Raw genomic sequence first — 14,527 nt, 5'->3', positions numbered from 1 at the left:
AACTAAGATTAGTTAATGTATGTTAAATACTTAGTGTATTTTTCATTTTTACCTTGAACAACATCAAAGTATGCTTTTTGTAAAGCTTCTGTGATAGGACCTCTTTGTCCACTACCAATAATTCTTGCATCAATATCTCTAATTGGAGTTACTTCAACAGCTGTTCCTGTAAAGAAAGCTTCATCAGCAATATATACTTCTTCTCTTGTAAGTCTTCTTCTAACTACTTCATAACCTAAATCTTTTGCTAAATCAATAACAGTTGCTTGTGTGATTGATTCTAATGAGTTATCATTTGGAGGAGTAATTACAACACCATCTCTAACTATGAAGAAACAAGCACCAGAAGCTTCTGCTATATAACCTTGATCATCTCTTAGTAACGCTTCATCATATCCACATTCAACAGCTTCACCTTTTGCCATTTGAGAATTTAAATAATTAGCAACAGCTTTTGCTTTACCCATTCCAGAAGTATTTGAGTTTCTAGTCATAGATGCAATTTTTACTCTTACACCTTTTTTCATACCTTCTTCACCTAAATATGCTCCCCATTCCCATGCAGAAATAGAAACATTTACAGGTGCTTCTTTATGATAAAGTCCCATAACTCCGTAACCTAAGTAAACAAGAGGTCTAATATAAGCACCCTGTGTTAATTCATTTTTTTGTAATAATTCAATTTGTGCTTTATTTAATTCCTCAACACTAAATGGAACATCAATAAGTGTCATTTTAGCTGAGTTTATAAGTCTTTTTGTATGTTCTTCAAGTTTGAAAATAGCACATCTACCATCATGAGTTTTATATGCTTTAGTACCTTCAATAGCACCATTTCCATAATGAAGTGTATGTGAAAGAACATGTACTTTAGCATCATGCCAGTCTACAAGTTTCCCATCCATCCATATATATTTTGCTTCAGTCATCTTATAAATTCCTAATGATTAAAATTTTTTGATTATATTCTAGCTAAGATAATATTAAATTTAGGTCATAATTTAAACATAAGGTTTCTTTTAGGGGTTTAAATAGTTACTTATGGTATATTATAAAAAAAATTTTGGGATTAGTTTTTTAGTATGAATAAATTTATAAAAAGTATTTTAGTTAGTGTTTTTCTTGCACTATTTATAGCAGGATGTTCTGTTAAAGATTTTAATAAAGTAGCAGAACCTGAAGAAAAAGTTTTTGTATATGACAGACCTGCTGTTTCACAAGAGTTGTTAAAAACAGTGCATGAGATAATAAATGCAATGTCTCAAAATAATTTACAACTTTTAAGCACAAAGTTTATAAATCAGAAGTTTGGAGTATATAATCTTTATAAGGTAGATGGTTTTGAAGATTTTACATATCAAAAACTATTTTACAATATAGTCCAAGGTGATATTATAAAAGTAGAAGAGTTTTCTGATTTAGTTTCAAGAGTTCCTAAAAAAGCTGTTTTATTACCTATTATACAAACAGATGCCACTTTTAATTGTAGTCCATATAATGATGCTTATTATGGTTGGACAAATCATGGACTTTTTTTAAGTACAAACACTTTTACAAAATTAGAAAAACTAATGGAAGAAAAAAATATGCTTAAAAAAGATGCTTTTAAAAAAGAAGATTTACATAAAGCTAAAATGATTAATCTTATGTCATATAAAGTTATCTTAACACCTGAAATTGTTTTTCATTTGAATAAACTAGATGATGGTAAATGGTATATAACTTTGATTGATAGAATAACAACAAATTGTAGTGTAAAAAAGGATTCTAAGAATGAGTCAACAAGAATTTTGGAATAATAAATTTTCAAGAGAAGGTTACCTTTATGGTACAAAACCAAATAGTTTTATAGCTTCAAAAGTTAAAACTTTTCCAAGAAATGCAAAAGTATTGTGTTTAGGTGAAGGAGAAGGAAGAAATGCTGTTTTTTTAGCAAAAAGAGGTTTTGAAGTAACAGCTATAGATGCATCTGATATTGGATTATCAAAGCTTCACTTTAGAGCTTTAGAAGAGGGTGTAACTGTTGAAACTATTTGTGTTGATTTAAAAGATTGGGAAGTAAAAGAAACTTATGATGTAATAGTAGCTTCATATTTACATTTATATAAAGAAGATAGGGCTAAGTTATTTGAAAAAATTCAAGATTCATTAAGGCCAGATGGCCTTTTTGTAGGAGAGTTTTTCTCAACAAAGCAGTTAAACTATGATAGTGGTGGACCAAAAGATGAAGAACTTCTTTATACAGTTGATGATTTTAAAAAAGGTTTTGCTCTTTATCAAAATGATATAAAAGAAGTGGTTACTATTCTTGATGAAGGAAGAGGACATCAAGGTGAAGCTAGCGTTATAAGAGTAATGGTAGAAAACTAAAAGAGAAATTTTATCCTAAGTTATAAAGTGGTATATTATAACTTTTAAGAATAATAATTATAAGTATTTTAAATAATAAAGTGAAGAAGAATGATAGAAAAAATAAAAAGTATAATAGAAAATAGAGTATTAGTAATTGATGGTGCAATGGGTACGCAACTTCAAATTGCTGATATCAAACAAGAAGATTGGTTGTATGAAGGTGTAGATTTAGAAGGGTGTAATGAGCTTTTAAATTTAACAAGACCAGACGTTTTAACAGGTATTCACGATGCCTACTTAGAAGCGGGAGCTGATTTAATTACTACAAATACTTTTGGTTCAATGCCTTGGGTATTAGATGAGTATGAAATCCCTGAAACTTCTTATGAATTATCAAGACTTGGAGCACAACTTGTAAAAGACTCTTGTGATAAATTTTCAACACCTCAAAAACCTAGATTTGTATTAGGTTCAATAGGCCCTGGAACAAAACTTCCTTCTTTAGGACATATAGGCTATGATGAAATGTATGAGGGTTATAAGATTATGGCTAAAGGTCTTGCTGATGGTGGTACAGATATTTTCTTATTAGAAACGTGTCAAGATCCTCTACAAATTAAAGCAGGGCTTCATGCTTTAAACGACGTAGCTCCTAATATTCCTATTATGGTATCTGTAACTATTGAGCTTAGTGGTACTATGCTTATTGGAACAGATGCAATGACAATTGCAGCTATAATGGAACCTTTCAATATTTTATCACTAGGTTTTAACTGTGGTACAGGGCCTAAACAAGTGTTAAAACATGTAAAAACTTTAAGTGAAGTTTGTAAATTTCCTATGTCTGTTCATTCAAATGCAGGACTTCCTCAAAATAAAGGAGGACAAACTTATTATCCAATGCAACCAAAAGAGTTTACAGAACTTACAAGTGAATTTTTAAATTATAATGGGGTTTCATTTTTAGGTGGTTGTTGTGGTACAACTCCTGAACATATAAAAGCATTAGTTGTAGGAATAAAAGGCATGGTTCCAAGAAAACCAAGTGGCTTTTTAAAAGCTTCTTTAGCTTCACTTTTTAGTACAGTACCTTTAAAACAAGATCCAGCACCTTTACTTATTGGAGAGAGATCAAATGCTACGGGTTCAAAAGCTTTTAGGGAACTTCTTAAAGCTAATAATTATGAAGGAACTCTTACAGTAGGGCAACAGCAAGTAAGAGCAGGAGCACATGTAATTGATGTATCAGTTGGTTTTGCTGGACGGGATGAAAGAGAAGATATGGATAAAGTTGTCTCTTTGTATTCTCAAAAAGTTTCACTTCCTTTAATGCCAGATTCAACGCAAATACCTGCATTAGAAGCTGCTTTAAAACAAATAGGTGGAAGACCAATTATTAACTCTGTTAACCTTGAAGATGGGGAAGATAAATTTGATGAGATTTGTTTATTAGCAAAAAAATTTGGAGCAGCACTAGTATGTCTTGTAATTGATGAAGTTGGAATGGCTAAAACAAAAGAAAGAAAACTTGAGGTTGCTGAAAGAATCTATGATTTATGTGTTAATAGACATGGATTTAAACCTGATGATTTGGTTTTTGATATGCTTACTTTTACTATTGGTTCAGGAGATGAAGAGTATAGAACAGCAGGTATTGAAACACTTGAAGCTATTAAAGAATTTCAAATAAGACATCCAGAAGTTGGGACTACTTTAGGACTTTCAAATATTTCTTTTGGACTTGATCAAAAAGCTAGGATTTACTTAAATTCTATATATTTAGACCATTGTGTAAAAGCAGGATTAACAACAGCTATTGTAAATGTAAAACATATTTTGCCACTAAATAAAATAAGTGATGAAGATAGAAAAGCTTGTGATGATTTAATTTTTAATAATCAAGAAAATGGGGATCCATTATTTGCCTTTATTGACCACTTTGCTAATGTTGGGGATATGGAAGAGCAAAGTGATGAAGAGTATCAAAAACTAGAACCAATAGATAAGGTTAAAAAACTTTTATTAGATGGTGATAAAGATAGAATGTTACCACTTGTAGAAGAGCTAAGACATGATGTTAATCCAGAAATTATTGTAAATGAATGGTTAATTGATGGTATGAAGGTTATTGGTGAATTATTTGGATCAGGTCAAATGCAATTACCTTTCGTATTACAAAGTGCAGAAACTATGAAAGCAACAGTTGATGCTTTAAATCCATATTTACCAAAAGAAGAGAAAGCTAGTGAAACAGTATTAGTTCTAGGAACTGTTAAGGGTGATGTACATGATGTTGGTAAAAACTTAGTTGATATTATTCTTTCAAATAATGGTTTTAAAGTTATTAATATTGGAATTAAAGCTGATTTAAATGATTTTATTATTGCAGTTAAAGAACATAAAGCACAAGCTATTGGTATGAGTGGATTACTTGTTAAATCAACAGCAGTTATGAAAGAAAACTTAGAAGAACTTCAAAAGCAAGGTATTGATATTCCTGTTCTTTTAGGTGGTGCAGCACTTACAAAAGGTTTTGTAAATGATTATTGTAGATCAATCTATGATGGCCCAATTTTCTATTGTAGGGATGCCTTTGATGGAGTTGTTTCTATGCAAAGAATAGAAGAGGGAGATTTAGAAAACACTGCTTTAGCAGCTGATTTAATAGAAGAGGTTGATACTTCTGATAGAGTTGCTAAAAAAGAAGTAGAAATACCTCCTTATGAAGAAATTGAACTTCCAAAACCAACACAGTTTACATTTCCTCCACTTTGGGACAGAGTGGCGAAAACAGGTGATGAGGTAGATAAAGAATTAGTATTTAAATGGATAAACCATAGGGTTTTATTTAGACAAAGATGGGGATATAAAAGAGGGAAACAAAGTAGTACTGATTTTTTAAAACACGAAGAAGATGTTGTTAAACCTTTATATGAAGAGTTAAAAGAAGAGCTAATTAGTAAGAATATTTTTGATCCAATTGCTATTTATGAATACTACCCTTGTATGTCTTATGATAATAAACTTTATATTTTTGATAAAAAGTATTTATTTAATTCAGAAGAAGAAGCAAGAAATAATAAACCTTCACTAGATGAAGCAATAAAAATCTTAGAGTTTCCAAGACAGCAAAGAAAACCTTTTAGATGTATTGCAGATTATTTTGCAAACGATAGATTAGATGTTGTTGGTTTTACTCTTGCTAGTGCAGGGCTTAAAGTAGCTGATTATGAAAGAGAGTACTACAATAAAGGTGAGTTTAATAAATATTATCAAATTCATGGGCTTGGGGTAGAACTTGCGGAGGCTTTAGCTGAGGTTTTACATAAACAAATTAGACTAGATTTAGATATCGTTCCAAAAGAAGGGCCAACATTAAATGATGTTCAAATGAAACAATATGTAGGTTGTAGATATTCTCCTGGATATGCAGCTTGTCCGGATTTAGCTATGAATAGAGATATCTTTGATTTACTAGATCCTGAAAAGTTTGGTATTGAATTAAGTGAAACTTTCCAAATGCATCCAGAACAAACTACTTGTGCAATAGTAGTACCACATCATGAAGCAAAATATTATAATATTTAAAAAGTAGTTTTACTACTTTTTAATATTAAAATAATTTATAAAAGCCCATTAGATAGGGATTTAAGTTTATATAAGGCAAAATATATAAAATAATTACACTATGGGGATTTTAATGGGTTTTTTTAAGAAAAAAACAACTACAATTTTTTTACTAATATCAATATTTTTTATTAGTGGATGTACCGTAACTCCTCAACCTTTAACAAAAGAAGAAATAGCATTAAAAGCTAGTAAAGATTTAAAACTAATAAATAGAATTTCTCCTATAATTACTAAACCTATTACAATTGATGAAGCAATAAACAAAGCTTTGAAAAATAATGTTAGAAATAAAATAAAATTAATGCAAACAGCTTTAGCTAAGCAGCAAATTGATTTAGTTTATTATGATATGTTACCAAATTTAACTACAAGTGCAGGATATTCCAAAAGAGATGAGTTTGCAGCGTCTGCAAGTACCTCTTTTGATAATGGAACTCCTGACCCAATAAGTGGAGATCCTTCATATTCTGTATCTCAAGATAAAGAAAAAATTGATGCTGATATTTCTTTTAGTTGGAATATCTTAGATTTTGGATTATCTTATGTAAAAGCTCAACAAGAAGCTGATAAATATTTAATGGCAAAACAAAATGAAAGAAAAGTAATTCATAATATTGTTCAAGAAGTAAGACGTACTTACTATAAAGCCGCTTCTGCACAAGCTTTACTTAAAAAAATAGTTCCTATGATGAAAGATGTGCAAGTAGCTTTAAATGATTCTAATAAAATTAAAAAACTAAGAATAAACTCACCTATGGAGTCTTTATCCTATCAAAGAGATTTACTTGAAGTATTAAGATCACTTCAAGCCTTAGAGAGAAGCTTAATGAATGCAAAAGTAGAGCTTGCAGAACTTATGGGTTTAAAAGCTGGAACTCAATTCTCTATTGCACAAGAAATAAAAGCTAATTATGAACTTCCTAAAATAAACTTAGGTTTAAAACAAATGGAAATAATGGCTTTGGAAAATAGACCAGAAGTTTTAGAAAGTAGATATAAACAAAGAATTTCTCATAAAGAAACAACTAGAGCAATTTTACAAATGCTTCCAGGAATAAAGTTAAATACAAGTATCTCTTATGATAATAATGACTATTTATTAAATAACAATTGGACTTCTTATGGAGCGACAATTTCATGGAACTTATTAAATATCTTTAAAGCAAATACAAGTCACAAAATAGCAAAAACAAAAATAGCTTTAGCAAAAGAACAAAAGTTAGCTATTTCTATGGCTGTACTGTCACAAGTTCATTTGGCTTTAGCTGACTTTGAACAATCAAAAAAAGAGTATAAACTTTCAAAAAAATATTTAGATGTTGCTCAAGAAATTTATAAATTAACAGAAGTTACAAATAAACTAAATATGAATAGTAGATTGATTTATATAAAAGAGAAACTAAACTATATTTTAGCTTTACTTAGACATTCATCTTCTTATGCAAATGTTCAAAATAGTTATGGAAGAGTATTTGCTTCTATTGGAACTTATGAAGATATAGGAAAAGAAACTTTAGAAAAAAATAGTGTAATTAAAGAGAAAAAGCCTAAAAAAACTCAAAAGAAAAAAGAAGAAGTTAAAAAAGCAAAAGTTGAAAAATTAGTAAAAACAGCTTTAACAACAAAAAATGTTTATTTAAGAAAAGAACCACACAAAAATAGTGCTTTTTCAGTTGTTTTACTAAAAAATAAAAAAATAAAAGTTTTAAGAGAGTTTGAAAATAAATTTGGGAAATGGATTGAAACACCTCTTGGCTTTATTTATAAAAGTGCAGTTGATATTAAACTTGAAAAACAAAGTTCAAAGATAGATTTTGCTTCTATAAATAAAATAGAAAAATCTATTTTTATAGGAAAGGCATTTAAAAATGCAAGTATTAGAACAAAACCAACATGGCAAAGTTCTATCGTATATTTACTTCCAAAAGATAAAACAATTAAAATTGAAGAAATAGTTTCAAGTAACAAAGATGTTTGGTATAAAACATCATTTGGTTATATAAGTAACTTAGTTATGGATATAGAAGAAGAGTATTAAATGAAAAAGATTTTTATAATAGTTTTTTTAATCACATATATTTTTGCACAAGATGAAATAAGTTCACGAGCAGTTATTACATCTTATGATAAAACAATTATTTCAAGTGAACTTGCTGGAAATATAACTTATTTAAAAAAAATAGAGGGTGATTATTTTAAGAAAGGTGAACTTTTAGTAAAACTTAATTGTGATATTTATAAAGCAAAAAAATCAAAAGCAGCAATTGAAAAAAATATTGCTTATTTAAAATATAAAAAAAATAAAAAACTAGAGAGTTTTAAATCTATTGGTAAATTTGAAGTTGATATTGCAAGAGAAGAGTTTAGAAAGCAAGAAGCTGAATATAAAATAGCTTCAATAAATGTAAAAAGATGTAATATTTATGCTCCTTACAATGGAAGAGTTGTAAGTAGAGAGGTTTCTCAACATCAAAGTATAAAACCAAATGAACAGATTTTAGAAATAGTTTCAACAGATAACTTAGAAGCAAAGACTTTTGTTCCTTCAACATGGTTATCTGTATTAAAAAAAGATATGAAAGTTGTTTTAAATATAGATGAAACACAAACTTCTATAAATGCAGTTGTGAAAGAAATAGGTTCAGTTGTTGATCCTATAAGTCAAACTGTTTTAGTTAGAGTATCTTTAACTAAGCCTTATGAAAAAATAATACCAGGGATGAGTGCAACAGCAATATTTCAAGTAGAAATACAAAAATAAAGAGTTATTATGAAACGAAATCCATTAATTAGTGTCTTAGAACCAAGAGTTTTATTTGATGGTGCAGCAGTAGCAACTGCTGTAGATGTGTTAGATAATAATAGTTTTGAAAACAATGAAACACAAGATTCAACAACAACTACTTTTGAATCAAAACAAATAGCTTTTATTGATAATGATGTAAAAAATAAAGAAAAAATAGTTGAACAACTAGATGATAATATTGAAGTTTACTATTTAGATGATAAAAGTGATGCATTAAAACAAATACAAAATATTTTAGAAGATAAAAAAGATATAGATACTTTACATATTATTTCCCATGGAAAACAAGGAGAAATTCTTTTTTCAAATGGAAGTTTAAATACTCAAAACCTAGATACTTACAAACAAGATTTAGAAAATATATCAAAAAGTTTATCCAAAGAAGCAGATATCTTACTTTATGGATGTTCAATTGGCCAAAATAATCAAGGAAAAGAGTTTGTTGATAAACTAGCTTCTTTAACAAGTGCAGATATTGCCGCTTCAAATGACTTAACAGGAAATAAGATTTTACAAGGAGATTGGAGTTTAGAGTACGAAAGTGGTGAAATACAAAGTGAAAGTATTAGTGTAGATAATTATGAGACTCTTTTAGCAAATAATGCACCTTTTCTTTCAACTTCAAGTAATATTGATTTTATTCCAGCAAGTGATTTTTCAAAAGGTATTGCACAAAATGCCTTTGATGGAGATTTAAATACTTCATACTTCTTTCAACCAGGAGCAGGTAGTAATTTTAGTTTTGATGCAGGTGGTTTTTTTATAGTTGATTCAATCTCTATTATAACTTCAAATGGCCCTATAGATCATGATCCTACTAGATTTGCTATTTACGGTTCAAATGATAACACAAATTTTAGTTTAATTGCATCAGGAGATTTAAACCCTCCCTTAGATAGACAAGAAGCTTCTGTAAAAACACAATTTACAAATAGTGAAGTTTATAGATATTATAGAGTAGAGTTTAATTCTCTTAGAGGTTCTGGCTTATCTTTACCTGTTGAAGTTGCAGAGATTAAAATAGGTGGTTCTGATATTACGACTTTTTCTTATACAGAAGGAGGAACTCCTTCTCAATTAACAAATCTTGTTATTTTAAATGATGATGGAACTACTTTAGAAAGTGCAGAAATAGCTATTTCCTCAGGATTAACTACGGGGGATATTTTATCTTTTACTAATGATGATAATACTCTTTATGGAAATATATCTTCATCTTATAATAGTAATACTGGAATATTAAGCTTAAATGGAACAGCAACAATAGAGCAGTATAAAAATGCTTTAAAAGCAATAAGGTTTTACTCTACAAATGATTCTCCTGAAACATTATTTAATCAAAGAACTCTTTCTTGGAAAGTAAATGATGGTGTAAATGATAGTAATATTTCAAAAACAGTTTTAGAAGTAGTTGGAGTAAATGATGCTCCTGTTATTGATAGTGCAGATGCTTTGGAAAACTTAAAAGAAGATGGTGTAACTTCTGTTTCAGGAGATATAAATGCAAGTGATAAAGATTTAAATGATACTTTATCAGCAAGTTACACAAGCAACACAATACAAGCATATCAAAGTGATGGTTCAACACCTTTAGTTTTAAGTGCAAGTCAGAGAAATGAAATTATTAATGCTTTTAATTTTACAAATAGTACAGGAACTGCCAATAGTGAAACTTTTAATTGGAGTTATTCTATTTCAAATAATAATTTGAATTTTTTAGCAAAAGGTGAGAGTATAATTGCCCAGTTTACAATACAAGTTACAGATAACAATGGTGCAAGTGTAAATCAAGTAATTACAATAAATATTGAAGGTACAAATGATGAACCTTCTGTAAATGCTTCAAGTGTTACAGGAGAAGTTGTTGATAAAGGTGTTTTAACTCAAAATGGTGTAATAAATTTTGTAGATCCAGATACAACAGATACACCTACGGCTTCTTTAGCAGGTACAAGTATAAATGGATATAGTTTAAATTCACAAGAAGAACAAGCTATTATAAATGCCTTTTCAATTACTTCTGCTTCTTCTAATACAAACCTTGGTTCAGTTAATTGGGATTTTACAATAAATCAAAATGACATAGCTTTTCTAGCTCAAGGGGAAGTTATAACAGCTGTTTTTACCATTGAAATAAATGATGGTAATGGAAGCGTTAAACAACAAAATATAACTATAAGTATAAAAGGAACAAATGATCAACCTCAAATTCAAGTAGTTGATGATAATGGTCGTATATCAGAGGGATCAAGCTTAAGTGATAGTGGTTCAATAAAATTTACTGATATTGATAAAACAAATAGACCAGTAGCAAGTGAGACTTTATCAAGCATAAGTTCAGTTGATGTGAATGGTAATCCAATTAGTATAAGTGCCTCAAATCAAACAATTCTTGAAAATGCCTTTTCCATCACAAACTTAAACCCCAACTCTAATAATGCAGATGTTCAATGGAACTATTCATTAAGTGAAAATCAATTAGATTTTTTAAGTCAAGGAGATGAAATAACTTTAACTTTTACTATTAAAGTTACAGATGAAACAGGAGCTTCTTCTAGTCATGATATAACTATTTTAATTGTTGGTGAAAATGATGTTCCTTTAATTTCAGTAGTTGATGTAGATGGTCAAATACAAGAAGGTACAACTTTAAATGATAGTGGCTCTATAAATTTCACTGATATTGATGAGGATGATAAACCAATAGGAACTTTTAGTGTGAAAGATATAAATGCCACTAAAAGTGATAATTCAGCTCTTACTTTAAGTGCCACACAAAGGCAAGCTATTGAAAATGCTTTTTCTATTTCAAATCTTTCTTCAAATACTAATAATGGAACAATTACTTGGGATTATACAATTAGTGAAAATGATATAAACTTTTTAGCCAAGTCAGAAACTATAAAAGCAGTTTTTACTATTACTATTACAGATAACCAAGGACAAACTTCAACTCAAGATGTAGAAATAACAATAACTGGAAGCAATGATAATCCTGAAATAACTGGAAGTCAAACAACAGGAAATATACAAGAAAGCTCAATTTATACAGATACAGGGACATTGAATTTTAATGATTTAGATTTAACAAATAATATAAGTATTAGTGATTATTTTGATTCTGTTACTGCCTATAGAGCTGATGGAGTTACAACATTTAGTTTAACAACACAACAGCAAATAGATTTATTAAATGCTTTTAGTGTTACAAATACTGGTGAGGGAACAAATAGTGGAACAATAACTTGGCAATATACAATAAGTGAGGATAAGCTAGATTTCTTAGGAGAAAATGAGTCTGTAAGGATTGTATATAATATTGAAGTTTCAGATAATGAAAACCAAAAAGATATCCAAGATATTACTATAAATATTGGAGGGCAAAATGATGCTCCTATAGTTTCAAATGAGAATATAGATTCTATTATTACTTATGGACAACCTTATACACAAGAAATAGCATTTTTATTTACAGATGTTGATAATAGTGATAACTTAGTTTATGAAGCAACAGGCCTTCCTACTGGAATAACTTTTGATAGAATATCTGGTTTAATTAGTGGAAACCCTTTAGAAATAGGTGTTTTTGAGGTTACAATAATTACTTATGATTCTTCTTCTTTAAAAGCTTTAGCTTCAAGAACTTATCAAATTGATGTATTGGGGCCACCAAAAGTAATAGAACCTACTTTTGAAAAACCAAGAGAAATAGAAAACCCAACAGTTGTAGAAAATATAGAAGTAGCAGATAATTCTCAAAGAGTTGAAGAAGTTGGAGTTATAAAAGATAATCCTTTTACAGATAATCAAAGCAAAGATAGATTTAATCAAGACTTTCAAAAATTAGATTCTACAGGAAAAGGATATACAGATTTTCAGACAATAGATGAAACACAAGCCTTTACAAGTGAAAATAATTTTAATATTTTAAGATCAATTGAAATAACACTTGATACAAGAGGGGAAACAAACTTTGCTTCACAACAAAAAGAAGCTTATGATACTTTGGGTTTAAGCATAGAAGATTTTACTTATGTAAATAACTATTTAGAGCTAAAAATTGTAGATATAAAACAAGCACGAGTTTATGAAGTTCTTTTAGGAAATGGAGAAAAACTACCAAGTACTATAGTTTTTGATGAAAAAAGTGGAGTTTTAAAAGGTACCCTAACTGATAATATGGAGTTTATTATAAAAGCTTATGACTTTGATAATAAAATTAGAATACTAAATATAAAAATTGATGTATCAGCCTTAAAAGATAAGCCTATAGAAATTACTTTAAATGAGCAAGATACAGGGTTTTCTTCACAGTTAGCAAAACAAAGCAATGAGATAGAATCTTATGGTAAAAAAATTTCTCAGTTATTTAATAGTGAAGATGTATAAAGGTAAAAGAGTTTGAAATTAAATGTTGCTAACTTACTTCAAATTGAGCATAATTGTAGAAATGCACAAAACTATGAAGAACTAAGATATTTAGTAGTAAATGAAATAAAAAAATTAGTACCAAATAAAGTTGCAGTATTTTTTGCTCCTGATTTAAAAAATAGTTTGAAAGTTGAAGCAATATCTGATGTTTCAACAGTTAATCCTAATTCAATATTTGTTCAAGTATTAGAAAGTATTGTAAATAAAACAAAAGATATAAATGATACTTTACATGAAATAGATAAGCAAAAACAACTTGATTCTTATGAAAGAGAAGTTTTAACTGAGTATGATTATAAAAATATAGTTTTTGTACCGATTAAAATAGAAAAAGATGATGCTTCAATACAGGTTTATATGATTTTATTAAATAATGAAAGTTATGAAAAAAAACATCTTGAAGTACTTGCTCATCTATCTTCTTCTTATGCATACTTTTTTTATGCAGTAAGAAAAAATAGCTTTAAATCAAAACTAAAAAAAGTTGGATTTTCAAAAGGATATTTTAAATACATATTTTTGATATTTGTTTTATGTATGTTTATCCCTATAAAACTATCTGTTTTAGCCCCTTTGGAAGTTGTTGCTAAAGATCCTTTTATTGTGACATCTTCTTTAGATACAGCAGTGAAAGAAATAAAAGTAAAACCCAATGAAGAGGTAAAAAAAGGTGATTTATTAGTTTTATTAGATGATATAAAATATTTAAATGAATATGAATTAGCTAAAAAAGCACTAGATATTGCCCAAGCACAGCTTTATACTTCCTCTCAAGCAAGCTTTTACGATATAAATCAAAAGAAGAAAATATCCGAACTCAAAGCACAAGTAGAATTAAAAAAAGTTGAAGTTGAATATACAAAAAAGCAATTAGAAAAAACAAAAATTTATTCAAAAAAAGATGGTATTGCTATTGTAAATAATCCTAGTCAATGGAGTGGAAAACCAGTTGTAGTAGGTGAAAAAATTATAATGATAGCCAATAGAAATATGATAGAATTAAAAATCATGATACCTACAAGTGAGGCTATATTTATAGAAAAAAATGCTTTAGTTAAAGCTTTTTTTGATAATGACCCTTTAAATTCAGTAAAAGCAAAAGTAGATTATATCTCTTATGAACCTGAATTTACCCAAGAAGATGTTTTAGCATATAAGGTTATTGCATCTTTTGATAATTTAAATATGGAAAAAATGCCAATGATTGGTATAAGGGGAACAGCAAAAATATATTCAGATGAGGTAACACTATTTTTCTATTTATTTAAAAAGCCAATAACAGCCCTAAGACAATATGTAGGTTGGTAA

At 28.7% G+C, this 14,527-nt stretch carries 8 protein-coding genes; 7 read left to right on the top strand and 1 reads right to left on the bottom strand.

The genetic code is table 11. The features are described from left to right. Positions 1 to 8 precede the first annotated feature (8 nt). Positions 9 to 929: a branched-chain amino acid transaminase gene (locus tag ACH5BH_RS06355; protein WP_404304828.1), complete on the bottom strand. Its 921-nt coding sequence runs from the start codon at positions 927 to 929 to the stop codon at positions 9 to 11. Between the two features lie 153 nt (positions 930 to 1,082). Here ACH5BH_RS06355 and ACH5BH_RS06350 point away from each other — a divergent pair, with 153 nt between their 5' ends. From ACH5BH_RS06350 to ACH5BH_RS06320, 7 genes are all read left to right on the top strand, one after another. Further along, a complete protein-coding gene (locus ACH5BH_RS06350; RefSeq protein WP_404304826.1) occupies positions 1,083 to 1,799 on the top strand; it encodes a hypothetical protein in 717 nt (238 codons plus the stop codon). Further along, on the top strand, positions 1,774 to 2,370 hold the full coding sequence (locus tag ACH5BH_RS06345; protein ID WP_404304824.1) for an SAM-dependent methyltransferase: 597 nt from the start codon (positions 1,774 to 1,776) through the stop codon (positions 2,368 to 2,370). Before ACH5BH_RS06350 ends, ACH5BH_RS06345 begins: the two co-directional genes overlap by 26 nt. A 90-nt stretch (positions 2,371 to 2,460) precedes the next feature. Further along, positions 2,461 to 5,940, top strand: a complete 3,480-nt coding sequence (gene metH / locus ACH5BH_RS06340; RefSeq protein WP_423297795.1) for a methionine synthase — start codon at positions 2,461 to 2,463, stop codon at positions 5,938 to 5,940. A 112-nt stretch (positions 5,941 to 6,052) separates the two neighbouring features. Then, complete coding sequence (locus ACH5BH_RS06335) at positions 6,053 to 8,020, top strand: TolC family protein (protein WP_423297794.1); 1,968 nt, start codon at positions 6,053 to 6,055, stop codon at positions 8,018 to 8,020. Then, the gene (locus ACH5BH_RS06330) at positions 8,021 to 8,743 is read left to right on the top strand and encodes an efflux RND transporter periplasmic adaptor subunit (protein ID WP_423297793.1); all 723 of its coding nucleotides are present in this window, start codon (positions 8,021 to 8,023) and stop codon (positions 8,741 to 8,743) included. A 9-nt stretch (positions 8,744 to 8,752) separates the two neighbouring features. Beyond that, positions 8,753 to 13,177: a DUF4347 domain-containing protein gene (locus ACH5BH_RS06325; RefSeq protein ID WP_423297792.1), complete on the top strand. Its 4,425-nt coding sequence runs from the start codon at positions 8,753 to 8,755 to the stop codon at positions 13,175 to 13,177. A 12-nt stretch (positions 13,178 to 13,189) separates the two neighbouring features. Next, positions 13,190 to 14,527 carry an efflux RND transporter periplasmic adaptor subunit gene (locus tag ACH5BH_RS06320; RefSeq protein WP_423297791.1) on the top strand — a complete coding sequence of 446 codons (1,338 nt, stop codon included), beginning with the start codon at positions 13,190 to 13,192 and terminating at the stop codon, positions 14,525 to 14,527.

Source organism: Arcobacter rhizosphaerae (assembly GCF_049472155.1).
Taxonomy (GTDB): domain Bacteria; phylum Campylobacterota; class Campylobacteria; order Campylobacterales; family Arcobacteraceae; genus Arcobacter_B.
The sequence above is the reverse complement of the archived record's forward strand: the minus strand, read 5'-3'. Positions and strand labels throughout refer to the sequence as shown.